The organism is Roseibium sp. (genome assembly GCF_965232425.1).
Lineage (GTDB): Bacteria > Pseudomonadota > Alphaproteobacteria > Rhizobiales > Stappiaceae > Roseibium.
Genome location: NZ_OZ246971.1, coordinates 1,171,358 through 1,193,542 on the forward strand (window position 1 = coordinate 1,171,358; position 22,185 = coordinate 1,193,542).

The 22,185-nt window shown below is 60.9% G+C and carries 22 protein-coding genes; 12 read left to right on the forward strand and 10 right to left on the reverse strand.

Translation table 11 applies throughout. The features are described from left to right. Positions 1-29 precede the first annotated feature (29 nt). The 6 genes from ACO08A_RS05385 to ACO08A_RS05410 all read left to right on the forward strand — a co-directional run bounded on the left by ACO08A_RS05385 (position 30) and on the right by ACO08A_RS05410 (position 5,531). Complete coding sequence (locus tag ACO08A_RS05385) at positions 30-710, forward strand: CatB-related O-acetyltransferase (RefSeq protein WP_422040169.1); 681 nt, start codon at positions 30-32, stop codon at positions 708-710. A gap of 9 nt (positions 711-719) precedes the next feature. After that, a complete protein-coding gene (gene yihA, locus ACO08A_RS05390) occupies positions 720-1,367 on the forward strand; it encodes a ribosome biogenesis GTP-binding protein YihA/YsxC (RefSeq protein WP_422040170.1) in 648 nt (215 codons plus the stop codon). A gap of 372 nt (positions 1,368-1,739) precedes the next feature. Further along, the gene (gene argB, locus ACO08A_RS05395) at positions 1,740-2,627 is read left to right on the forward strand and encodes an acetylglutamate kinase (protein ID WP_421981428.1); all 888 of its coding nucleotides are present in this window, start codon (positions 1,740-1,742) and stop codon (positions 2,625-2,627) included. Beyond that, positions 2,624-3,367: a pyrimidine 5'-nucleotidase gene (locus ACO08A_RS05400; RefSeq protein WP_422040171.1), complete on the forward strand. Its 744-nt coding sequence runs from the start codon at positions 2,624-2,626 to the stop codon at positions 3,365-3,367. Before argB ends, ACO08A_RS05400 begins: the two co-directional genes overlap by 4 nt. Before the next feature lie 456 nt (positions 3,368-3,823). After that, the gene (locus tag ACO08A_RS05405) at positions 3,824-4,693 is read left to right on the forward strand and encodes a LysR substrate-binding domain-containing protein (protein ID WP_422040172.1); all 870 of its coding nucleotides are present in this window, start codon (positions 3,824-3,826) and stop codon (positions 4,691-4,693) included. Positions 4,694-4,865: 172 nt separating this feature from the next. Continuing rightward, a complete protein-coding gene (locus ACO08A_RS05410; protein WP_422040173.1) occupies positions 4,866-5,531 on the forward strand; it encodes a VPLPA-CTERM sorting domain-containing protein in 666 nt (221 codons plus the stop codon). 119 nt (positions 5,532-5,650) lie between these two features. Here ACO08A_RS05410 and ACO08A_RS05415 read toward each other — a convergent pair whose 3' ends face one another. Then, on the reverse strand, positions 5,651-6,172 hold the full coding sequence (locus ACO08A_RS05415; RefSeq protein WP_422040174.1) for a TetR/AcrR family transcriptional regulator: 522 nt from the start codon (positions 6,170-6,172) through the stop codon (positions 5,651-5,653). A gap of 66 nt (positions 6,173-6,238) precedes the next feature. On the opposite strand from ACO08A_RS05415, the gene ACO08A_RS05420 reads away from it, so the two are divergent. Continuing rightward, a complete protein-coding gene (locus ACO08A_RS05420; RefSeq protein ID WP_422040175.1) occupies positions 6,239-7,285 on the forward strand; it encodes an alcohol dehydrogenase family protein in 1,047 nt (348 codons plus the stop codon). A gap of 29 nt (positions 7,286-7,314) precedes the next feature. Here ACO08A_RS05420 and ACO08A_RS05425 read toward each other — a convergent pair whose 3' ends face one another. After that, positions 7,315-8,220 carry a DMT family transporter gene (locus ACO08A_RS05425; RefSeq protein WP_422040176.1) on the reverse strand — a complete coding sequence of 302 codons (906 nt, stop codon included), beginning with the start codon at positions 8,218-8,220 and terminating at the stop codon, positions 7,315-7,317. A 1,148-nt stretch (positions 8,221-9,368) separates the two neighbouring features. Here ACO08A_RS05425 and dapD point away from each other — a divergent pair. After that, positions 9,369-10,220, forward strand: a complete 852-nt coding sequence (gene dapD, locus ACO08A_RS05430; protein WP_422040177.1) for a 2,3,4,5-tetrahydropyridine-2,6-dicarboxylate N-succinyltransferase — start codon at positions 9,369-9,371, stop codon at positions 10,218-10,220. Positions 10,221-10,271: 51 nt separating this feature from the next. Here the strand turns inward: dapD and ACO08A_RS05435 are convergent, their stop codons facing one another. Genes ACO08A_RS05435 through ACO08A_RS05445 form a run of 3 tightly spaced genes read right to left on the reverse strand, consistent with a single transcriptional unit; the run spans position 10,272 to position 12,515 of the window. Next, complete coding sequence (locus ACO08A_RS05435; protein ID WP_422041716.1) at positions 10,272-10,856, reverse strand: hypothetical protein; 585 nt, start codon at positions 10,854-10,856, stop codon at positions 10,272-10,274. A gap of 5 nt (positions 10,857-10,861) precedes the next feature. Next, positions 10,862-12,043, reverse strand: coding sequence for a succinyl-diaminopimelate desuccinylase (dapE, locus tag ACO08A_RS05440; RefSeq protein WP_422040178.1), 1,182 nt, complete (start codon positions 12,041-12,043; stop codon positions 10,862-10,864). A gap of 46 nt (positions 12,044-12,089) precedes the next feature. Continuing rightward, a complete protein-coding gene (locus ACO08A_RS05445; RefSeq protein ID WP_421981420.1) occupies positions 12,090-12,515 on the reverse strand; it encodes a DUF805 domain-containing protein in 426 nt (141 codons plus the stop codon). 313 nt (positions 12,516-12,828) lie between these two features. Here ACO08A_RS05445 and ACO08A_RS05450 point away from each other — a divergent pair, with 313 nt between their 5' ends. From ACO08A_RS05450 to ACO08A_RS05460, 3 genes are all read left to right on the forward strand, one after another. After that, entirely contained in the window at positions 12,829-14,988 is a 2,160-nt protein-coding gene (locus ACO08A_RS05450; RefSeq protein ID WP_422040179.1) for a mechanosensitive ion channel family protein, read from the forward strand. Positions 14,989-15,296: 308 nt separating this feature from the next. Beyond that, positions 15,297-16,076: a DUF2189 domain-containing protein gene (locus ACO08A_RS05455; protein WP_422041717.1), complete on the forward strand. Its 780-nt coding sequence runs from the start codon at positions 15,297-15,299 to the stop codon at positions 16,074-16,076. Between the two features lie 112 nt (positions 16,077-16,188). Continuing rightward, positions 16,189-16,647 carry a hypothetical protein gene (locus ACO08A_RS05460; RefSeq protein WP_422040180.1) on the forward strand — a complete coding sequence of 153 codons (459 nt, stop codon included), beginning with the start codon at positions 16,189-16,191 and terminating at the stop codon, positions 16,645-16,647. A 37-nt stretch (positions 16,648-16,684) separates the two neighbouring features. Here ACO08A_RS05460 and truA read toward each other — a convergent pair whose 3' ends face one another. From truA to def, 5 genes are all read right to left on the reverse strand, one after another. Then, positions 16,685-17,494: a tRNA pseudouridine(38-40) synthase TruA gene (gene truA / locus ACO08A_RS05465; RefSeq protein WP_422040181.1), complete on the reverse strand. Its 810-nt coding sequence runs from the start codon at positions 17,492-17,494 to the stop codon at positions 16,685-16,687. Between the two features lie 15 nt (positions 17,495-17,509). Then, on the reverse strand, positions 17,510-18,049 hold the full coding sequence (locus ACO08A_RS05470) for a GNAT family N-acetyltransferase (RefSeq protein ID WP_422040182.1): 540 nt from the start codon (positions 18,047-18,049) through the stop codon (positions 17,510-17,512). Positions 18,050-18,279: 230 nt separating this feature from the next. Further along, on the reverse strand, positions 18,280-19,218 hold the full coding sequence (fmt, locus tag ACO08A_RS05475) for a methionyl-tRNA formyltransferase (RefSeq protein ID WP_422040183.1): 939 nt from the start codon (positions 19,216-19,218) through the stop codon (positions 18,280-18,282). Between the two features lie 474 nt (positions 19,219-19,692). Further along, the gene (locus tag ACO08A_RS05480) at positions 19,693-20,325 is read right to left on the reverse strand and encodes a MarC family protein (protein WP_422040184.1); all 633 of its coding nucleotides are present in this window, start codon (positions 20,323-20,325) and stop codon (positions 19,693-19,695) included. Between the two features lie 22 nt (positions 20,326-20,347). Continuing rightward, positions 20,348-20,866, reverse strand: coding sequence for a peptide deformylase (def, locus tag ACO08A_RS05485; RefSeq protein ID WP_422040185.1), 519 nt, complete (start codon positions 20,864-20,866; stop codon positions 20,348-20,350). A gap of 125 nt (positions 20,867-20,991) precedes the next feature. On the opposite strand from def, the gene ACO08A_RS05490 reads away from it, so the two are divergent. Continuing rightward, the gene (locus ACO08A_RS05490) at positions 20,992-22,182 is read left to right on the forward strand and encodes a DNA recombination protein RmuC (RefSeq protein WP_422040186.1); all 1,191 of its coding nucleotides are present in this window, start codon (positions 20,992-20,994) and stop codon (positions 22,180-22,182) included. Positions 22,183-22,185: the final 3 nt, after the last annotated feature.

A 22,185-nucleotide genomic window follows, 5' to 3' on the forward strand; every position in this document is an offset into this window, starting at 1 on the left:
TCCCTTGTTTCTTGCTTACCGGAGGTCTCATGCACGGCCCTTCTCCAGACACGCTTCATCCGTTCCACGGCGAAAACCACACCGTTTTCCTGAAAAACGTCATCACCCGGCCAAACATCGAGGTGGGTGACTACACCTACTATCATGATTTCGAGAACGCTCTCGATTTCGAAAACCGGAACGTGCGTTACCATTTCGACACTATCGGCGACCGGCTGAAAATCGGAAAGTTCTGCGCGCTGGCGTGCGGAACCAGCTTCATCATGAACGGCGCCAATCACGCCCTGACGGGGTTCACCACCTATCCGTTCCACATCTTTGCGGAGGAATGGATGGAGAAGTTCGACCCGGAAACCATATTCGGACATCTGCGCGGCGACACGATCGTCGGCAATGACGTCTGGTTCGGGACCAATTCCACAATCATGCCAGGTGTCACGATCTGCTCGGGCGCCATCATCGGCGCGCATGCGGTCGTGGCCTCCGACGTTCCGCCCTACGCGGTCGTCGTCGGCAATCCGGGGCGGGTCGTGCGGCTCAGATTCGACGAAGCAACCATCGAGCGTCTTCTCTGCGTTTCCTGGTGGGACTGGCCGATCGAAAAGATCTCCCGTCATCTCAAGGCGATCTGGGGTGCGGATATCGACGCGCTCGAACAGGCAGCCCTTGAGACCGAACACGGCCTCGACGGAAGATCAAAGGCAAGCTAAAAGCAGCCCATGAGCGACGAACAAACCTATTCGCAGGAAGACCTGGAAGCGGGCCGGCTGATGTTTGCCCGCCCCTGGGACTTTCTGACCAGCGTGACCGACATGTCCAACCTTCCGGACGCGGCGGGCACGGAAATCGCCTTTGCCGGCCGGTCCAATGTCGGCAAGTCCAGCCTGATCAACGCGCTGACCGGCCGAAAGGGTCTTGCCAGAACCTCGTCGACGCCCGGCCGGACGCAGATGCTGAACTTCTTCGTTGCCCCCGATACACCGCTGACGATCGTGGACATGCCCGGCTATGGCTACGCGCAGGCCCCGAAGGAACTTGTCGACGCCTGGACCAATCTGGTCTTTTCCTACCTGCGCGGCCGCCCCAACCTGCGCCGGGTGATCCTGCTTGTCGACAGCCGGCACGGGATCAAGAAAAACGATCTGGAGGCAATGGCGCTGCTGGACAGAGCTGCCGTCGTCTACCAGGTGGTGCTGACGAAGTCCGACAAGATCAAGCCGCCGCAACTGGCCCGTCTCGTTTCCGAAACAGAAGCAGCACTTGCCAAGCGCGTCGCGGCGCATCCGCTGATTGTCGCGACGTCCTCGGAAAAGAACCGGGGCATCGATGAGCTGAGGGCCGAGCTCTGCAATCTGGCCAACCAGTAGAGTTAGAACCCAGCCGTCAGCAGGCGATTTGTGCCGCCCTGACAAACCGGTTATAGCAGGGACCCTCTGATCGTGTTCTTTAGGTGATGGACCCATAAATGAGACTGAAATGGCATGCGAATTGGCGAAATCCCGTTAGGAAGGGTGTGCGGAGCGGGCTTCCTGCCCGGTCAGCCGAGCTGACGCCACGGGGTGAAACCATTTTCATGTCCTTCGGATTTGACCGGCTTGCGCCTCCTCCGCGTTGCGAAAGGCTTGAAAATGAAGCACATTTTCCGCGCTTCCGCGCCTTGACGATAAGCAATCCGCCTCAAACCCTTTCGGCCTCATTTATGGCTCCATCACCTATGCCCAGTTGAGTAGTAAGCCTCGATGACAAATCCCGACATGTCCAGCCGCGCGCACATCATTGCGCATGCCCTGCCCTACATGCAGCGCTACGACGACAAGACCGTTGTCGTGAAGTACGGCGGCAACGCCATGGGTGATCCGGCGCTCGGCCAGGCCTTCGCGCGCGACATCACGCTGCTGCGTCAATCCGGCGTCAATCCCGTGGTCGTTCACGGCGGCGGGCCGCAAATCGGCAGGATGCTGCAGCGGCTGAACATCGTGAGCGAGTTCAAGGGTGGATTGCGCGTCACCGACAAGGCCACCGTCGAGGTCGTGGAGATGGTCTTGGCCGGGTCGATCAACAAGGAAATCGTCCAGATGATCAATGCGGAAGGCGGCCGCGCGGTCGGCCTTTGCGGCAAGGACGGCAATCTTGTCACCGCGCGCAAGCTCAACCGCACCGTTGTCGATCCGGACAGCAATATCGAGAGCGTGGTCGATCTCGGCTTTGTCGGCGAGCCGGCACATGTCGATCCGACCGTCCTGAGGCTGGTGCTGAAGGAAGCCATCATTCCCGTCGTCGCGCCGGTGGCGCACGGCGAGGACGGTGAGACATACAACATAAACGCGGACACGGCTGCCGGCGCGATCGCCGGCTCCCTGAGTGCAAAGCGGCTGCTTTTCCTGACGGATGTTCCCGGTGTTCTCGATAAGGAAGGCAACCTGATCAAGCAGCTCACCGTTTCAAAGGCCCGCGCACTGATGGCCGACGGAACGATCTCGGGCGGCATGATCCCCAAGGTTGAGACCTGCATCGAGGCGCTTGACCGCGGCGTGGAAGGCGTGGTCATCCTTAACGGCAAGGTGCCGCATGCGGTTCTTCTCGAACTGTTCACCGACGGCGGCGCAGGGACGTTGATACGCCCGTGACCGGAAAACGCATCCTGCCCGTAGAGGGCCAGCACGCACACCGCCAGGACCTGCGGGTGTTCAAGGGCGTGGAGGCCTGGGTGTTCGACCTGGACAACACGCTTTATCCACACGAGGCGGACCTGTTTTCGCAGATCGATGAACAGATCTCCCTTTACGTCCAGAGGATCATGGACCTCAACCGCTCCGAGGCGATGGTGCATCAGAAGGCGCTGTATCACGAATACGGCACCACGTTGCGCGGGCTGATGACGACGCAGAACATCGATCCGGACGACTATCTGGCCTTCGTGCACGACATCGACTACTCCGGACTTGAGCCCAATCCGGATCTGGCGGCGGCGATCGAGGCCCTGCCCGGAAAGAAGTTCATCTTCACCAACGGCGATCGTCCGCATGCGGAACGCACCGCAGCCGCGCTCGGTATCTCCGATCATTTCGAGGACATCTTCGACATCGTGTCCGCGGATCTCGTGCCAAAGCCCAATCGCGAGACCTATGACAAGTTCATCGAACTGACGGGCATTTCTCCGGCCCGGGCCGCGATGTTCGAGGACCTGCCGAAAAACCTCAAGGTTCCGCACACGCTCGGAATGCGCACGGCATTGATCATCCCCACGGGATCGCGCGCCGTCTTCGAGGAAAGCTGGGACCTTGAGGGCGATCCCTATCCCCATGTGGATTTCGTTACCGAGGACCTGACCGGTTTTCTGAAGGCGGTTCTGGGGTCCCTGCGCTAGAGCGGGCCGCAGATCGGTTACAGCATATACAAAGGCTTTCCGTTGCCGCCATCCTTCGAGACAGCGCTTTGCGCTTCCTCAGGATGAGGGTGCAGAGTTTGTCATGCGCTGCAACGGTTCCTTCGTCACCCCGGACGAACAGCGTGAGATCCGGGGCCGGGGAGCCCGGGTGTGCCGGGACGGGCATCGTACAAACCGCCGGGCGTGTGCCTCTCCGATCTCGGCTCGCGCTACGCTTGGCCGGGATGACGAGGGTGCGGGACGATTCGCTCGCGCCATTCCTCGGACCAGCCGTCTCTCCAACGAAGAAAAATGCTGTCTCGAAGGATCGGCGGAAGCGTCTGTTCAAGATTACAGTCTGGTGCCCGGTTCACCATCGCACTAACGCGGTGCTACCAAGTCCGGTGAAACTCCTTTAGATTGAGGAAAACTCAATCAACCGGAACGCGTTCGCACATGGCTTCCCTTCGTGCCCTTCACGCCTTTTCCCTGCTGGCCCGCCATGGCCGCGCGTCGATTGCGGCGGAAAAGCTCGGCGTTTCTCCCTCCGCGCTGTCGCACCTCATGCGCAAGTTGGAGAGCGAACTTGGGGCAACACTGGTCAATCGCGATGGACGGGGGCTGACCCTGACGGATGAGGGGCAGCGGCTTGCGCTCAGTCTCGGCGACGCCTTCGACCGGATCGAAGAGGCTGTCGACAGCTTCAAGCGGCGCGGACGCACGGAACTCAGGATCAGCACGGTCTCCACCTTCGCGACGCGCTGGCTGATCCCGCGGCTGCCGGACTTTCAGGCCGAGCAGCCCGATGTCGAACTGCTCCTGTCGACCTCAACGCGCATGGTGGACCTCGATCGCGAGAACTATGACTGCGCGATCCGGCTGGGGACCGGCAACTGGCCAAGCGTCGAAAGCCATCTCCTGTGGCGGGAACATCTCGCCGTTGCCATGGCGCCCGGCCTCGTGAGCGGCAAGGACCCTTCAGATCCCGCCGTCCTGGAGAGCCTGCCTCTCCTGCACAGTTCCGCCCGCAGGAGCGACTGGACCGAATGGCTTGAGACGGCCGGTATCGCGCATCCCGATATTAACTCCGGAACAGTCCTGCAAAGCCGCGACCTTGCGATCCAGGCGGCGATTGCCGGCATGGGCGCCATCGTGATCGACCGTCGGTTCGTGTCCCAGGAACTGGACGCGGGACATCTGGTTTCGCCCGATTGGACGGTTCGGGAACTGGAAACCGGATACTGGTTCGTCAGGTCGCCCGTGAGGACATTGACCCGGCCCGTTGCCGCGTTCCGGGACTGGCTGCAAGGATCGGCAAGCGCCTAGGGCCAAGATCATATCCGCGCAACGCCATGGCCGCAGAAGGGCCGGTTAACCGGAATCGACCTAACTTTTAATAAATTTATTGTTAATTTGCACCATCTCGTTTTTTACACTAACGTGGCGGAAAATAATTTTGTGCAGTGCAGTTGATGCCGCGTGCATCCAAGGAGTGACAATGCGTTCTGCGATTATGGGATTGGCATTTTGCCTTTCGGCCGCGCTTGTACCCGCGAGCGGACAGGCCATGGTTTATACCTTTGATTTCGACGAGTTCAGCGGCGGTGACGTGATCACGTCCGTCACGCGCGGCGCGCTGAGCGCCAGCGTTTCGGCGACCGGAGGTATCGGCGAGGTCGTCGCTTTCGACACGAACAATCCGACCGGTGGCGATAGCGATCTGGGCGCCGATATCACGGATCTGTCCGGGACACCCAAGGCGTTCGGCTTCATCCCGATCATCCAGGAAAACGGCAGCGTGAACAACGGAACAGTCAGTGATCCGGATGACGCAGCCGGTGGCGGCACATTCACGTTTGTGTTCAACCAGATGATCCGTTTCCTCGGTGCCGACTTCATCGATATCGAAGAGCCCGGCGCGACCATTCTTCTGGATGGCGTTCCCATCCTCGGCCCGGTCGGCGCCAGTGGCGACCGGCAGTTCGCAAGTGTCGACGGCGACCCCTTGAACCGGTTCGGCACAACACTCTCGATCCAGTTGGTAGGTTCCGGTTCCTTTGACAACCTGTCCGTTGCCACCGTGCCCCTGCCGATGGCCGGGTGGCTGCTGATCAGCGGGGTTGGCGGACTTTTCCTGATGGGCCGGCGCAGGAAAGCAGTCTGAGCGCATCCTTCTTAAGGACATACCGTTGCCCGCAGCGCTTCAGGTGCTGCGGGTTTCGCGTCTTCACGCCCACATCCATTCCTCGGGTGCGGACGTCCCGAGGTAAACCCTAGCGTTTTTCAGTTGGCTTCGATCAGAAGATCGCCGAGCGACTTCGCGCAGTCTGTTGCCTGGTCACCGTGTAGCGGCCAGTCCTGCATCAGTCCTTCGACGATCAATGTGATCTCTCCTTGCCGGTCCGGAAGACCCGACAAATCGGCGACTGCCTGCGCCACCTCGTTCTTATGTTTCGCAAGCAGGGCGCGGAGCCTCTTGTCCCGTGGCGCGGCGGCGACCGCGGCGTGAAACAGGCAGCCGTGGGCGGCCTCCGACGCCATCCAGCCGGCTATTCTATCAATGAGTGTATGCAGCGCCGGTTTTCCTGTTGCCGGCACGTTGGCGAAGACGAATTGCATGTAGCGCCGATGGCGGTGCTCCAGCGCGCACAGCACCATTTCCTCCCGCGACGGCACGTATTTGTAGAGCGTCCTCAGGCTGACGCCGGCCGCCTCGCGCAGGCTGTCGATATTCGGCTCCGCAAATCCGTTTTCCGCAAAAGCGCGCTCAAGCCCGGCTGCGATCCTGGTTTTCGTGTCGGTCATGGTTGACGAGGTAGAATAAATCCTCTACCTGAGCAAGTAGAACAAACATTCTACCGGAGAAATTCCATGTCCGTTCCCGAAAAAATGCATGGTGTGGTCCTGATCGGACACGGCGGTCCAGACATGCTGCAGTGGCGGGAAGATCTCGACACGCCGCGCCCGGCGCCCGGAGACGTGCTCGTTCGCGTGCTTGCAGCCGGTGTCAACAACACGGACGTCAACACGCGTATCGGCTGGTATTCAAAGGGAGACAATGACGCGGAAGACGCGGCCTGGACGGGCGTTGCGCTGAAACTGCCGCTGGTTCAGGGCGCGGATGTATGCGGCACGATCGTTGCCGTCGGTGAGGGGGTCGACCCGGGACGGATCGGCGAACGTGTCCTGATAGAGCCCAGCCTGGTGGAAGCCGACGGCAAAACGCTCGCCTCACCGTGGTATTTCGGATCGGAATGCAACGGCGGCTTTGCCGAGTTCACCAAGGTGGCCTCGCGCCATGCCCACACGGTTACTTGCGATCTGACCGACGCCGAGCTGGCCTCGTTTCCCTGTTCCTATTCGACGGCCGAGAACATGCTCGAACGCACGGGCGTCAAGGCAGGCGACACGGTGTTCGTGACCGGCGCTTCCGGCGGTGTCGGCTCGGCAGCGATCCAGCTTGCCAGGGCCAGGGGCGCCAGGGTGATCGCAGTGACAAGCCCGTCGAAATCCGATGCGCTGCTGGCGCTTGGCGCTGACAGGACCCTCACCAGGGATGCGGACTATGCCGGTGAACTCGGGACCAGTTCCGTAGATGTGGTGATCGATCTTGTCGCCGGCGAGAAGTGGCCCTCCCTGCTCGATATCCTGAAGCCACGCGGGCGGTACGCCGTCTCCGGCGCAATCGGTGGCCCCATGGTGGAACTCGACGTACGCACGCTTTACCTGAAGGATCTGTGTTTCTTCGGCTGCACGGTTCTGGAACCCCAGGTCTTCGGCAACCTTGTCAAACGGATCGAGGCCGGGGAGATCAAGCCGCTTGTTGCGGAGACCCATCCCTTGCGCGACATCGCCATTGCGCAGGACGCATTCGGGAAAAAGGGTCACATCGGCAAGATTGTTCTGGAAGTCGCTTAGGTGGATCTCCGGGTCCGTCCGGCGCGGCGTCAGCCCGCCAGGATGATGCCGACGACGGCCGCGACGATCAAAAGGCAACCGAAGATCTCCGAGCGCGTGATCACCTCCTTGAAGACCAGCCAGGACGCCAGGAAGGTGAAGACCAGTTCGATCTGGGCGAGGGCGCGGACATAGGCGACATTCTGCAAGGTCATGGCGGTGAACCAGCCGATGGAACCTGCGACACCCGAGGCGCCGACCCAGATCGCGGCGCGCCAGGCTTTCAGGCTGGCACGCAGTTCTTCCGGTTCGCGCATGCGCATCCAGATGGTCATCGCGAGGGTCTGGAACAGGGTCGCATAGACAAGGGCCGTCGCCGCCTGCATCGCGACGGTCGTCCCTTCCAGTGACAGGGACGCAGTGCGATAGGCAACCGCGGATGCGCCGAACAGGGCTGCCGAGGCCAGCCCGATCAGGGCGGGCCGGCCGAAAAGCGATGAGCGAACGGCCGAAACGGTCAGCGGCACACGCGCAAGCGAAATGACAATGACGCCAGCGATACCGATCATGATGCAAAAGGCGGCGGCCCAGGTGACACGTTCGCCCAGAACCACAAGCCCGAACAGCGCCGCCTGGATCGGTTCGGTTTTCGAATAGGCCGTGCCAACCGCAAAATTGCGGAAGGAGAACAGATAGATCAGCAGGAAGGTGGCACCGATCTGCGCCAGTCCGCCGAGCGCGCCTGCGATGAACAGGGTCGCAGTCGGTTCCGGCAGCGGACTGGCGAAGACAAAATGCAGGACCGCGGCATAGACCAGGGCGAAGGGTGCACCGTAGCCGAAACGGACGAAGGTCGCGCCGGTGTTGCCGAGCCTGCCCTTCAGATGCTTTTGCATCGCCGTCCGCAGGTTCTGGCAGAAGGCGGCAAATATCGTGATGGGGATCCAGAGTTCCACGTCCGTGCGCTCGCTTCAGTTGATGTCAGATCACCTTATGCTGTCCGCTTTCTTTGGAAACTAGCGCAAACGGCAAGGGTCACGTTATTTTTTCTCAACAGAGACCAAACGCGGAAGCGACGGGTTCCACGTGGAGACCGAGGACAACGCGCCTGTCTCGCGGCTCCCCGATCCCGGCTCTGCGCTGCGCTTGGCCGGGATGACGACGGAAGGCAGACACGCATCCAGAGGAAGCGCGAAGCCCTATCCCGAAGCAACATGCTTGTGTTGCCAGTCCCCTCTCTCCAATGTCACCCCGGACAAGCGAAGCGATATCCGGGGCCCACTCGTTTCCAGAGCCTTGATCGTAGTGCGCGTGGTTCGGACCTGACGCCAACACGCCTGCCATCGATTTGCGGCACCGTGGATTGGATCCCGGATCAAGTCCGGGATGACAGCAGATTTCAGTTCACCGCCCTCTCCTCGGTCGTCACCCCGGGCGAACAACGTGAGACCCGGGGCCGGGGAGCCCGGGTGTGCCAGGACCGACATCGCACACACCACCAGACTTCTGGCTCCTCGATCCCGGCTCTGCGCTGCGCTTGGCCGGGATGACGACGGAAGGCAGGATCAAGTGAGCGCGAGAAAGTCGCGTCTCGAGGGAGGCCGACAACCTGTCCCGCTGGTCAGGCCATACACACCTTGTCGTCCCGGTTTGCTGCGCAAGCGGCAAGGCCGGGAACCAGTGGTCCGTGCGGTTGGCCAGTGATAAAGACGGTCAGGCAAGAGTTTACTGGATCCCTGCCTTCGCAGGGATGACAACGAAAGACTGTGCCACAGACGCTTCCGCCTCACATCCGCAAGACCTCATCCTGAGGAGGACCTTCAGGTCCGTCTCGAAGGACTGGCGGCAGGATCCGGACGCGCGGCATGTTCTTCAAGACAGCGCTGATGCGCTTCCCAGGATGAGGCCATGGATCAGAGGGACGGCAGTCAGGAGCAGGACGGTCGGAGCGCGCACCTCGTCCATCGTTTGCCCGGGCGACGTGCATGCGCGGAGCGGCAATGTCGCCTTCGGAACACTTGGTATCCCGGCAATGCTTGACAGGGCTCGGTCCGGCGGCTTAGGTCCGCGCACGCATTCATCAACGCCCGGAGAGTTCATCCAGATGACCCACGACCTTGCCGCCCTGTCCCAGATTATTGACGCGGCATTTGAAGACCGCGCTTCCATCGATACCTCCACCACGGGTGACGTCCGCGATGCCGTCGAAGCGACACTGACCCTGCTCGACCACGGACAGTTGCGCGTTGCGGAAAAGAAGGACGGTGACTGGATCGTCAACCAGTGGGCCAAAAAGGCGGTTCTGCTGTCGTTCCGGCTCAACGCCATGGAAGTCATCAAGGGCGGTCCGGGCGAAGCCGTGTGGTGGGACAAGGTTCCGTCCAAATTCGACAGCTGGAGCGGGCTGGAATTTGAACAGGCCGGTTTCCGCGCCGTGCCGAACTGTACCGTGCGCCGTTCCGCCTTCATCGGCAAGGGCGTCGTCTTGATGCCGTCCTTCGTGAACCTCGGCGCCTATGTCGACGAGGGGACCATGGTCGACACCTGGGCGACGGTCGGTTCCTGCGCGCAGATCGGCAAGAATGTTCACCTTTCCGGTGGCGTCGGCATCGGCGGTGTGCTGGAGCCCCTGCAGGCCGGTCCGGTGATCATCGAAGACAATTGCTTCATCGGTGCCCGCTCGGAGGTTGTCGAAGGCTGTGTCGTGCGCGAGGGGTCCGTCCTCGGCATGGGTGTCTATATCGGCAAGTCGACGCGGATCGTGAACCGCATGACCGGCGAGATCAGCTACGGCGAAGTGCCGCCCTACTCCGTGGTCGTTGCCGGTTCGATGCCGACCGCCAGTCTGATGGGCAACGGCGAAGCAGCTCCCAACCTCTATTGCGCCGTCATCGTGAAGACGGTTGACGAACAGACCCGGTCGAAGACAGCCATCAACGAGCTGTTGCGCGACTGACCGTCGTCACGCCGCCAGGATCCGGAACCCCGCCTCACAAGGCGGGGTTTTTCATGCCCGCCAGAGAATACCCACCACCTGCCCGATCACGAGTGACAGAAGGATATCGAGAACGACGACGCCGATCGCCAGACTGATCGATGCCTGAAGCACGATCCTGGCGATCAGGAAGTGGTACCAGAGGATCACACCCAGACTGGTCAGCGACAGCAGGACTGCAATCCCCGGCGATATGATGCCGAGCAGGAACAGGATGTAGGTGATCATGTAGGGTACGGCGGTCAGCAGGCTTGTCCAGTTGCGGACCACGATAAACGGCACATAGCGCTGGGAAATACCGATGGGGGCGGCAATCAGCGCCAGGATGACCGGCAAGGCGAGCCAGTTAACGCCATGCCCGAAAAACTGTGCCGTCCAGAAGGCGCTGTCGGGGAACCCCTCCGGATGAAACATGTTTTCCGCGATATAGAGTTGCTTTTCGAACAGACCGCTCAGAAGAAACAGCGGGATCAGTAGAAAGATTACCTGAAACGAGCGCCAGAAGCCCTGGAGCGACTGATCGAAATACGCCTGACCTTCCGGACGGTTGCGCAACAACAGCCAGGACCCGTCGAGAGCCGCACGGATTTCGTTCATGCTGATCAAGGTCGAGCCGCTCCCGGTTCCATTGAAAAGTACCTGATGAGAAATCTTTTGTAGATTGCGGTCAGGCGGTCAAGATCCTCCAGGCTCACGCATTCATCAACCTTGTGCATGGTCTGACCGACCAGCCCGAACTCGACAACGGGGCAATAGTTCTTGATGAACCGGGCGTCCGAGGTGCCGCCGCCGGTGGACAATTCGGGCCTTCGCCCGGTTTCCGACTCAACGGCCGCGCCCAGCGTCTCGATCAGCGCGTCGTCCTTCGTTAGGAACGATTCGCTGGCGTCTCTCTTGAATTCCAGCTCGAGTTTCAGGTCGCCAAGTGCAACGGCGGCAAGAGTGTCCTGGATCTTTGCCTTGAGACCTTCAAGCGACCATGCGTCGTTGTAGCGAATGTTGAACCGGGCCTCGGCATGCGCCGGGATGACATTGAAAGCCGGATTGCCGACGTCGACCGTGACGATTTCCAGATTGGAGGGCTGGAACCGCGCGTTGCCCGTGTCGAGTTCCAGGGCTTCAAGCGCTGTCAGAAGCCGGACGAGCCCGGGAATGGGATTGTCCGCGAGATGGGGATAGGCGGCATGCCCTTGCGTGCCGGACACGGTTATGGTGCCGGAAAGCGATCCCCTGCGGCCCACCTTGATGGCGTCTCCCAGACTTTCCGGGTTGGTCGGTTCCCCGACGATGCAGGCATCGAAGCTGTGGCCCTGCTCTTCGGCCCACTCTAGCAGCTTGACCGTGCCGTTCACGGCGGGCCCTTCCTCGTCGCCCGTGATGAGAAAGGAAATCGCCCCACCGAAATCCGGACCGGCCTCGCCCAGGAACTCCAACGCAGCGGCGGCGAAGGCGGCAACTGCACCTTTCATGTCGACCGCGCCGCGGCCATAAAGGATGCCGTCGGAAATGTCGGCGCTGAACGGTCCGTGGGTCCAGTCGTTCTCGGCGCCTGCCGGCACGACGTCCGTATGCCCTGCAAAGACAAAATGCGGACGTCCGGACCCGATCGTCGCAAACAGGTTCTCGACGTCGGGCGTGTCCACGTCTGAAAAGACGACCCTGGAGACTGAAAATCCGGCTTCCTCCAGGAGTTCCTCGAGCCGGGCCAGTGCCCCGCCTTCCGCGGGTGTCACGGATGGGCAGCGAATAAGGTCCTGGGCGATGGAGACGGCATTTGACGGCATGACGGGCGGGATCTCACGACAGAATTATGATGGAAATTGGATGGCGTCAGCTCTTGCGCCAATAGCTGTTGGGCAGCGGGCCGTTCTTGTTCGCCTGCATCTGGCTGGGAATAAAGCCGAGAACCAAAACAACGATGAGATTGATACCCGGCAGAAAAATGAGCAGAGCCCAGAAACCGCTCTGACCGATGTCCTGAAACCGCTTGATCACGATGGCGAGTTCGAACCATTGGAGCACGAAAAACAGAAGCGGGAACAACGGATTTGAACCGGCAAAGGCGCTTGGCGTCACATCTTCCGGGTTCGGAATACCCGGGATGGACAAAAACCAGATGCGAATTGCGATGCCGATGATGACCCAGACAAGCGCAAAACAGAGCCAGTAAGGCTCCCTGCCGATCCGGCCGAAGGGACTCATGAGGGCCCATACCGGACCTGGTGCGATATTCGCGCTCTGAGGGGGCGTGTTCATTCAATCCGGCTCGCGTAAATTAGTCTTGGACACGGAGGTAGACGCATAAGCGCCCGGGATCAAGCACCGTCGTTCCGTCGAACATTCGCAAAAGCCGGCTGGTGTCGCCGCAAGATCACGAAAAGTGTCCACATGCTGGAATTTACGCGGCGGAATTTTTATGGATTATGCACCGCAAGCATGTCTAGTTTAATGTGATTCAAAAACAACACCGTCGGGGGGCCCCATCATGACCGGTGCTATACAAAAACTCATATCCGCCTGCACTTTAGCATTCTTTTTTTCGATAGCCGTTTTGACAGTGTCAACGGGAATGGCTCAGGACGCATCGTCCGAGCTGCCGCCACCGCTGCAGCCCGAAGCCATGGAAAAACTGGTGTCGGACCTTGATCCGGAACAGGTCGAGGCGCTCACGGACCTGATGACGCTGCTGCAGCAAAGCGCCGCAGCAGGCGAAGCTGCGGACGCAGTGCCCGAAGGCCCGGGGCTGATCGCGCAACTGCAAATGGCTGCGGGAAATTTCGGTGGCATGGTGGTCGGGCATTTCCAGAACCTTCCCGACCTGTTCACCAGTCTGTTTTCGGCCATCGGAGCGCTGTTTTCCGGATCGATCGCGGGCCCGATACACTTTCTGATCGGCGCCATCGCCATCATTCTTGCCGCTGGCTTTGCCGCCGAGTTCCTGGTCAACCGCCTTGTGGCCAGCCGGCGTGACACCATCCAGAGCAAGTCGCCGGAAAGTCTCTTTGAAACCGTCAAGCTGGTGTCCACGCGCGCCGGTTTTGATCTCGGCGGCCTGATCGTCTTCGCCGTTGTCGCGCTCATTGTCGCGCGGGTCGCGGTTTTCGATCCCGTCACCCGCTCCTATGCACTCGGCGCGGTCTTCTGGATCGTGTTCATGCCGCGGCTGGTCGCCGCGCTATTGCGCTTCGCCCTGGCGCCAAACAGGAGCGAACTGCGCCTCGTCACGGCTGACGATCCGACGGCGAAGTCGCTCTACCACAGCTTCACCACGCTGTTTGCCGTGGTCGGCGTCGCCTTCTTCCTGCGTAACCTGATGGAAGGCGCCGGAACGGATGCCGGCGGAACCTTCCGCTTCTTCGTCGGCTTCGGTGTCAATGCCTGGATCATCGCGGTGATCTGGAAAGCCCGCCACGGACTGACCAGCATTATCCTGGGCGACGAGAACGATCCGACCTCGGGTCTGGAGCGGATGGCGCGGTTCTGGCCCTATTTCTCCATGGCCTTCATTGCCTTCAACTGGCTGCTGGTGCAGTTCACCGCGAGCATGGGTGTCGACGCGTTGACCGCGGGGCGCTCGCTCGCCGTGATCGCGCTCGTCGTCTTTGCGCCGTTTCTCGACACGATGGTGCGCGGCATCGTTTCCCATATCGTGCCGCCCATGCAGGGAGAAGGCCCGGTTGCCGAGGCGGCCCACATGCAGACCCGGCACAGCTACGTCCGGATCGCCCGTGTCGCGCTTCTGGCGTTTCTCGTTCTGGTCGTTGGCCGTATCTATGGCCTCAACCTGCTTGCGCTCGGCGGCGATGACGGATCCGCCGTTGCCCGCAACAGCGTCATTTTCCTTCTGATCCTGGCGGCCGGCTATCTTGCCTGGGAAATCACCAACCTCTGGGTTGCGCATCAGCTGGCAAAGGATTCGCCGCCCGCGGAGTCCCAGGACGACGACGCGGAAATGGGTGGTGCCGGAAAATCACGGCTTGCCACGATCCTGCCGCTGATGCGGGTGGTTCTTCAGATCACCATCATCACCCTCACCGCGCTTCTCGCGCTCAGCCAGCTCGGCATCAACATCACGCCGCTCCTTGCCGGTGCGGGCGTGATCGGCCTGGCCATCGGTTTCGGGGCGCAGACGCTGGTGCAGGACGTGGTTTCAGGTGTGTTCTTCCTGATGGACGACGCCTTCCGGCTCGGCGAATTCATCGATACGGGCGGCACCCAGGGCACCATCGAGAAGATCTCGATCCGCTCGCTCCAGCTGCGCGGAACGAAAGGCGCGGTTCATATCGTTCCCTATGGCCAGATCCCGAAACTGACCAACCTGTCGCGCGACTGGGTGATCATGAAGCTGAAATTCACGGTCCCGTTCGATACGGATGTCGAAAAGGTGCGCAAGCTCTTCAAGAAGATCGGCCAGGAAATCATGGAGATGGAAGAGTTCAAGGACGACCTGCTGGCCCCCTTCAAGGGACAGGGCGTCGCCGACGTGGACGATGTCGGCATCGTCGTGCGCGGCAAGTTCACCACCAAACCCGGCAAACAGTTCGGTGTGCGAAAGGAAATCTACAAGCGCGTGCAAAAGGCGTTTGAAGAAAACGATATCCAGTTCGCACGCAAGGAGGTCCGGGTTCAGCTTCCGGAAAACGCCAATCTCGACGACAAGCAGAAGGAGGCGCTCGCGTCCGCCGCTGCTGCAGCCTCGGCCGCGGAAACGGGCAAACCGCCTGCGTAACCGCGAGATTTCCCGAACCGGCGGGCCGGCCTTGTCGGATCCCGCCTGTTCGGACTTGCCCAATCTTTCGAAATGGAATGCTCCGGCCCGATCGGCGGGCCGGCGCGACGTAAGCCTTTCTCCTCATTGAGCGATGCCGCCTTCCATGCCTAAAATCGGCTGTCTGTAGGAGGGCAGTCTTCTTTTAATCGGCTTTGGGAGGAAGCTGGCACATGAACGAGAATACGACGACCCCGGTCGAGCACGGGACAGACACCGCGCCAGCCGCCGGGGCATCAGGAAACGCCGCGAAAGATAAGCTCCGGCCGATGCCGCTCGTCAACAAGATTACCGCCGACGATGTGATCGATGCGCTGGCCAGCGGACTTGCCGATTTCCGCAAGGCGCCGGTCTACGGCCTCGCGATCGGCGCCCTCTTTGCCGCCGGCGGCCTGTTTGTCATCCTGAGCGCCGCCGCCCTGAAAATGAGCTACCTGTCCTACCCGGCCGCCGCCGGTTTTGTCCTGATCGGCCCGTTTGCCGCGGTCGGCCTCTATGAAGTCAGCCGGCGTCTGTCGACGGGCGAGGAGCTCTCCTGGTCCGCCATCCTGGGGACCATGTGGGCGCAGAAGAGCCGCGAGCTGTCCTGGATGGCCTTTGTCGTGCTTTTCATCCAGATCATGTGGATGTACCAGGTCAGGCTGCTGCTGGCCCTGTTCCTCGGGTTCAAGTCCTTCGCGACGTTTGATGAGTTTCTGACGGAGGTCATCACCACACCGGAAGGCCTGATGTTCCTCGCGGTCGGACATGTCGTCGGTGCCATCCTGTCGCTGATCCTGTTCTCCCTGACCGTGATTTCCTTTCCGCTGCTGCTGGAGGAAGACCGGGATTTCATCACCGCGATGATCACCAGCGTGCGTGCCGTCGTCACGTCCCCGATCCCGATGATCGGCTGGGCGCTTGTCGTGACGGCGCTGCTGATCGTGTCGATGGTGCCGGCGTTCCTCGGCCTGATCGTGGTCCTGCCCGTTCTCGGACACACGACCTGGCATCTCTACAAGAAATGTGTCGTAATCCCTGAAGAGAGTTCACAAGGCGCGGTAAATTAACGAAGGTTTGCGGTGACCTCGGAATAGTCTTACGTTGAATAAACGCTGCCTTAGCCCGAGTGTGGCACAACATGACGGTTATGCGGGATCACCAGCTTTGCAAGGACGGCGCATGAGCGAAGCAGCAAAATCAGCAACACCCTGGTCGGGTCTGGCCGGCATGGCATTCGGCGCCCTGGCGCTTGTCCTGGCGCTTTTTCTGCACAGCGCCGGACCGCTCGATCCCCAACCGACGATCGGCCAATCAATCGGCGAGATCGCGGCGGATATCCGCACATCTGCGCTGAAAGGCCTCAAGGGTGAGGAACTGCCGGAGCCGCAGGCCCAGGCGTGGAGCCTCGACCGGACGCTCGCGGTTGTTGCCTATGTCCTTGCCGGACTTGCGGTCGTCCTTGGTATCGTCGGTCTCGTTCTGAGAGAAAACCGGCGCGTTGCCGTCGCGGCCCTCGGCTTTGGCGGCATCGCAATCGGGTTTCAGCTGTTCGTCTGGACGGTCATGATCATCGCAGGCGTGATGATCATCGGATACATTCTGACCCATCTCGGCGACATCTTCGGCGGATTTGGCTAGGGACAACAGTCTGTCGCTTCATTTATGGGTCCGCACCCTAGTCCGCTTCGATGTTCTCTGCCTTCTTGTCCTGCCATTCCCGCAACAATTCGATGTCGGTTTCGGCAGGGCGGTAGTCGACGCGCGTCAGATAAAGTCCATCGGCGGGCGCGACCGGGCCGCAGGCCTTGCGGTCACGGGCCTGAAGCGCCTTGGTGATGGCGCCCGGACCCCATTTGCCTTCGCCGACAAGCCGCAGCGAACCGACCATCGAGCGGACCTGATTGTGCAGAAAAGACCGGGAGGAACACTCCGCGATGACGAATTCGCCGTCCCGGAAGACCCGAAAATCCTCGAGCGTTTTTTCCGGGCTCTTCGCCTGACAGCGCGCGTGCCGGAACGTTGTGAAATCGTGGTGGCCGACAAATTCCTGCGCGGCCTCGTTCATCGCGTCCGCATCGAGATCCGGCTTCACGTGCCAGGCAAGACCGAGCTGATGGGTCAGCGGCGGCACGCGGTTGTGGATCCGGTACCGGTAGGACCGGCGGATGGCCGAAAAGCGGGCATCAAAGCCCTCATGCATTTCGGCGCAATCCAGGATCACGACCGGATCCGGCTGGCAGTGAAAATTCATCGCTCCCATGATGGTCCGGACGGGCCAGGGTTTCGAAAGATCCGCATGGCAGACCTGTCCGGTCGCATGGACCCCCGTGTCCGTTCGCCCGGCCCCGCCGATCGTGACCTCTTCGCCTGAAAACGCCTTAATGGCGCGCTCGATCACGGCCTGAACGGATGGTCCGTTGGCCTGCCGCTGCCATCCGCAAAACGGGCGGCCGTCATATTCCACGGTCAGCTTGTATCGCGGCATTCCGGAAAGCTCTGTCTATTCGAATTCTTGGAACGGAGTGGCAAAGGCCACTTCGATGGGGAGATCCCGGGAGCCCGCGTCGGTCAGAGCCAACGCCATGAAAGCGTCGCCCGCATATGGTCCCTGAACCTTGCGCGCCAGAACCGGATCGAAGCCGAAGCGCGGATAGTAGGACGGCGGACCGAGCACCAGAACAAGATCCTCCCCGATCTCCTTCAGCCGGTTCAGCGACGCGGTGATCAGGGCGGAACCGACGCCCTGCCGCTGGTCTCCCGGCCAGACGGAAACCGGTGCAAGGCAGGCAACCTGGAGCCCCTGCCCCGGACCGATCGCTGCCGGTGTGACACGGCTATAGGCGACATGGCCAACCGTCTTGCCGTCTGCATTCACCGCGACCTGCTCAAGGACCAGGGCGCCGCAGTGACGCAGTTTCTCGACAAGCCGTGCTTCCATGTCGGACGGAAAGGCAGCTGCCACGAGATCGCGGACGGTGGCTTCATCCTTTGCCTCCACTTCGCGGATCGTCAGGCCGCCGGCAGTGGTGTCATCGCTCATGCGTGTCTCCTGTCGCCTGCATCTAAGGGTACGGACTCATGAATGAGGCCGAAAGGGTTTGAGGCGGATTGCTTGACCGGGAAGGAAGCCCGCTCCGCGCACCCTTCCTGACGGGATTTCGCCAATTCACATGCCATATCGGTCTCATTTATGTGTCCGTACCCTAGTGCGGTGAATTTGAAGTTCGTTCGAAGCCCGCTGCAAATGAGTCGAACTTCAGATTCAGGTGACTAGTCCAGGCGTGCCCCTTCAGAAAGAGATGCGCCGCGCAGGAAGTCGGCCCCGCTCATCGGCTTCTTGCCCGCCCTTTGCACCTGCTCCAGGCGGACGGCACCGGAACCACAGGAGATCACCGGGACCTCGGCCATGTCGATGACGGTGCCCGCCGCTCCGGACCCACCGGCAACGGAGCTCCTGAGGACTTTCACACGTTCCGGCTTGCCACCAAGCGGCATTTCACACCAGGCACCGGGAAAGGGCGACAGACCGCGAATGTGATTGTGCACCTCTTCGGCCGACTTCGACCAGTCGATCCTGGTTTCCTGTTTCGACAGTTTCGCCGCGTAGGTGACGCCCTCCTCCGCCTGGGGCTGCTCGCCGAGCGCGCCGCGTGACAGGGCCGCCAGGGCACGGACCATGAGGTCACCCCCGAGGCCCGAGAGCTGGTCATGCAACTCCCCGGCGGTCATGTTGGCGCCGATCGCAACGGTTTCCGACATGCAGACCGGACCGGTGTCGAGACCTTCTTCCATTTGCATGACCTGCACGGCGGTTTCCGTGTCACCAGCCATGATGGCCCGGTTGATGGGGGCAGCGCCACGCCAACGCGGCAGCATCGAGGCGTGCAGGTTGAGGCAGCCGTATTGCGGAGCGTCGAGCACCGCTTTCGGCAGCAGAAGGCCATAGGCGACGACGACGGCAACATCCACGTCCAGCGAGGCGAACTTTTCCTGCTCTTCAGCGTCCTTCAGGCTCTTCGGCGTAAAGACCGGGATGGCGAAGGACTCGGCGGCCTCGTGGACCGGGGACTTCTTCAGGTCCATGCCCCTGCCAGCCGGCCGTGGTGGCTGCGAATAGCAGGCAATGACGTCATGCCCCTGTCCGACGATTTCCATGAGGGTCGGCACCGAAAATTCAGGTGTACCCATAAAGACGACGCGAAGAGACATGTGGCTCCTTTGAGCTTCACCGTTAATCCCGAGTTTCGCGCCCCTTATTGCGCCTTAAGCCGCTGCGGGCAAGTGCGCAGGTGGCTACCGACGAAAACGGACTTCTTTCCAAGTGCAATCGCTCGCAAAATAAAGGTGTCGCTCTTCCAAAGGTGTCATCCCGGCCAAGCGCAGCAAGCCTGCGCACTGATTCTGAATGAACTTTTCTGCTGCGCCGTCCCGGACCTGATCCGGGACCTCCGGTGTTCAGCCCAAACAGGCCCCGGTTCGAGACCGGGGCGGCGAAGCCGGTGTGAGCGAGGCGAACACTCTTGTCGGTACCACCAATAAGTCGCGCCTTCGGCGCGAAATACCCCTGGTTTCCGGATCGGCGCGCAGCTTGCGCTGCACTTGTCCGGAATGACAAACTTTTCCAACAGTTTGTCATCCCCGCCAAAGGCAACGCGGGCCGGGGACAGGCAACTCCGTCGAAGCCTAAGCCAGACCGGGCCACAGCACCTTGAGACTGTCCGTCATCATTTCCATTGCGATGGCGGCGAGGATCATGCCCATGAGGCGGCTCATGACGCTGTTTGCGGTTTCGCCGAGAAACCGCTGCAGAAACGGGGCGGAGAAAAAGGTTGCGATCAGGACGGCGATCGACGCGGCGACGGCGGCGATATAGGCGATTTCCTGACTGAAGTCGTGCACCTGCCCGCGAAAGATGATCATGGTCGAGATCGACCCGGGGCCAAGCAGGATCGGCACGGTCAACGGGTAGATCGCCGGATTGTCCTGCGCCTTCATGTTCGCCTTTTCCTTGTCTGATCCGTGATGCACCGGGGTGCTCTGGCCGCGAATGAGGTCAAGTGCGATCAGGAGGATCAGGAAACCGCCGGCAAGGCGGAAGGCATCGAGGCTGATGCCGAAGACCTTGAGGATGATGTCGCCGGTCAGGCCGATCACCAGTGCGCCCGCGGACAGGCTGATCAGCAACGTGAAGGCGACCTTACGTTCGAACGCAGGTCCGCGGTCCGAGGTCAGGGCGAGAAAGACCGGCAGATTGGCGATCGGGCTCATGATCGCAAAGAGCGCGGCAAAGGTCTTCAGGAACAGTTCCTGATCCATACGTCCGCTCCCCTTTCCGCTGTCAGATCTTGCCGGCGAGTTTTGCCTGCTTGGTGAATTTCTTGACGACCCGGTCGCGCTTCAGCTTCGACAGGTAATCAATGAACAGTTTCCCGTTGAGATGGTCAAGCTCGTGCTGAATGCAGGTCGCCAGCAATCCGTCGGCCCTGATCTCCTTCTGCGCGCCGTCCCGGTCGAGAAACTGCACGGTCACCTCGGCCGGGCGTTCGACATCCTCGAAATATTCCGGGATCGACAGGCAGCCTTCCTGATAGACCGACATGTCTTCGCTCGACCAGACGATCTCCGGATTGATGAAAACCATCGGTTCCTTGGGCGCATCTTCCTTTGCGACGTCCAGCACGAACATGCGCTTCAGAATGCCGATCTGGCTCGCCGCCAGACCGATACCGGGGGCATCGTACATGGTCTCCAGCATATCGTCGGAGAGCGCGCGGATGTCATCGTCGACCGTCGAGATCGGCGTACAGACCTCGCGCAGGACCGGGTCCGGGATTGTAATGATCGGGCGTTTTGTCATGCGCCTGACATAGGCAAAAGCGCGGCGGGGGTCAACGCGGAAATCAAGGGCTTCAGGCGTGTTTTCAACGTTTCCGGATCCGGTTGCGGATGTGCCTTGCGACCGAATCGTTCTATGTTTGTTTCATGAACGAGATTCTGTTTGAGGTGAGTGGCCGTCCGGTGACGGCGCTTGAGGCTGCCATTGCGGGCGGCCTGTTCCTGCTTGCGTTGATTGTCTGGCTGGTACTGAAGACCATGCGCCAGATCCGCGAACGCGCGGACGCGGACAGTGCCGCGACGGAGCGTATCCACGAACTGGAAAGCCATCTGTCGCAGCTTCTGAAATCCCAGGGCGAAATGACGGGCCGCATGCAGACGATGGCGGAAGTCTTCGGCACGCGCCAGTCTGACATGATGCGCGCCGTCAACGAACGTCTCGACGGCATGGGGCACAAGCTCGGCCTGTCCATGTCCGACACGACCAAGAAAACCCAGGACGGCCTGAGGCAGTTGCACGAGCGTCTCGCAGTCATTGACCGGGCACAGCGAACCATCACCGACCTGTCCGGGCAGGTCGGCCAGCTGCAGGCGATCCTGTCGAACAAGCAGACGCGGGGTGCCTTCGGGCAGGGCCGGATGGAAGCGATCATCCAGGACCAGATGGCGCCCAGCACTTACTCGTTCCAGGCGACGCTTTCCAACAACAGCCGCCCGGATTGCCTCATTCACATGCCGAACGGCGCACCGTCCCTGGCAATCGATGCGAAGTTTCCGCTCGAGGCCTTCAACCTCCTGCGCAACGCGGAAACGGAGGAACAGCTGAAATACGCGCAGTCCCAGTTCCGCCGGGACTTTGCCAAACACATTCAGGACATCAGCGAGAAATATCTTCTGCCGGGCGAAACACAGGACACGGCGTTCCTGTTTGTTCCGTCCGAAAGCGTATTCGCGGAGCTGAACGAGGGCTTCGAAGACCTGATCCAGAAGGCACACCGGTCCCGGGTGGTGATCGTGTCACCGTCGCTGCTGATGCTGTCGATCCAGGTGATCCAGTCGGTCCTGCGGGATGCCAAGATGCGTGAACAGGCGCATCTCATCCAGGCGGAAGTCGGTCACCTGATTACGGATGTCGGCCGTCTCAACGACCGGGTCGGCAAGCTGCAGTCCCATTTCGCGCAGGCGAACAAGGATATCGACCAGATCCTCATCTCTACAGACAAGATCACCAAGCGGAGCCGCAAGATCGAGGACCTGGAGCTCGGAGAAGCGGAAGCGCAACGCGAAGAGGTGGCCGAGCCCCGTGAGCCGCAGCTGTCGCTGGCTCCGAAAGCCTAGGTC

What these genes read in the sequence shown, in the direction of transcription:
- ACO08A_RS05490 (WP_422040186.1), top strand. Translation starts at nt 20,992, where the DNA reads ATGAACGAGATTCTGTTTGAGGTGAGTGGCCGTCCGGTGACGGCGCTT.
- ACO08A_RS05470 (WP_422040182.1), bottom strand. Translation starts at nt 18,049, where the DNA reads ATGAGCGATGACACCACTGCCGGCGGCCTGACGATCCGCGAAGTGGAG.
- yihA (WP_422040170.1), top strand. Translation starts at nt 720, where the DNA reads ATGAGCGACGAACAAACCTATTCGCAGGAAGACCTGGAAGCGGGCCGG.
- dapE (WP_422040178.1), bottom strand. Translation starts at nt 12,043, where the DNA reads ATGCCGTCAAATGCCGTCTCCATCGCCCAGGACCTTATTCGCTGCCCA.
- ACO08A_RS05480 (WP_422040184.1), bottom strand. Translation starts at nt 20,325, where the DNA reads ATGGATCAGGAACTGTTCCTGAAGACCTTTGCCGCGCTCTTTGCGATC.
- ACO08A_RS05435 (WP_422041716.1), bottom strand. Translation starts at nt 10,856, where the DNA reads ATGAACGAAATCCGTGCGGCTCTCGACGGGTCCTGGCTGTTGTTGCGC.
- ACO08A_RS05455 (WP_422041717.1), top strand. Translation starts at nt 15,297, where the DNA reads ATGCCGCTCGTCAACAAGATTACCGCCGACGATGTGATCGATGCGCTG.
- def (WP_422040185.1), bottom strand. Translation starts at nt 20,866, where the DNA reads ATGACAAAACGCCCGATCATTACAATCCCGGACCCGGTCCTGCGCGAG.
- ACO08A_RS05450 (WP_422040179.1), top strand. Translation starts at nt 12,829, where the DNA reads ATGGCTCAGGACGCATCGTCCGAGCTGCCGCCACCGCTGCAGCCCGAA.
- argB (WP_421981428.1), top strand. Translation starts at nt 1,740, where the DNA reads ATGACAAATCCCGACATGTCCAGCCGCGCGCACATCATTGCGCATGCC.
- ACO08A_RS05410 (WP_422040173.1), top strand. Translation starts at nt 4,866, where the DNA reads ATGCGTTCTGCGATTATGGGATTGGCATTTTGCCTTTCGGCCGCGCTT.
- ACO08A_RS05445 (WP_421981420.1), bottom strand. Translation starts at nt 12,515, where the DNA reads ATGAACACGCCCCCTCAGAGCGCGAATATCGCACCAGGTCCGGTATGG.
- dapD (WP_422040177.1), top strand. Translation starts at nt 9,369, where the DNA reads ATGACCCACGACCTTGCCGCCCTGTCCCAGATTATTGACGCGGCATTT.
- fmt (WP_422040183.1), bottom strand. Translation starts at nt 19,218, where the DNA reads ATGTCTCTTCGCGTCGTCTTTATGGGTACACCTGAATTTTCGGTGCCG.
- ACO08A_RS05405 (WP_422040172.1), top strand. Translation starts at nt 3,824, where the DNA reads ATGGCTTCCCTTCGTGCCCTTCACGCCTTTTCCCTGCTGGCCCGCCAT.
- ACO08A_RS05415 (WP_422040174.1), bottom strand. Translation starts at nt 6,172, where the DNA reads ATGACCGACACGAAAACCAGGATCGCAGCCGGGCTTGAGCGCGCTTTT.
- ACO08A_RS05420 (WP_422040175.1), top strand. Translation starts at nt 6,239, where the DNA reads ATGTCCGTTCCCGAAAAAATGCATGGTGTGGTCCTGATCGGACACGGC.
- truA (WP_422040181.1), bottom strand. Translation starts at nt 17,494, where the DNA reads ATGCCGCGATACAAGCTGACCGTGGAATATGACGGCCGCCCGTTTTGC.
- ACO08A_RS05460 (WP_422040180.1), top strand. Translation starts at nt 16,189, where the DNA reads ATGAGCGAAGCAGCAAAATCAGCAACACCCTGGTCGGGTCTGGCCGGC.
- ACO08A_RS05385 (WP_422040169.1), top strand. Translation starts at nt 30, where the DNA reads ATGCACGGCCCTTCTCCAGACACGCTTCATCCGTTCCACGGCGAAAAC.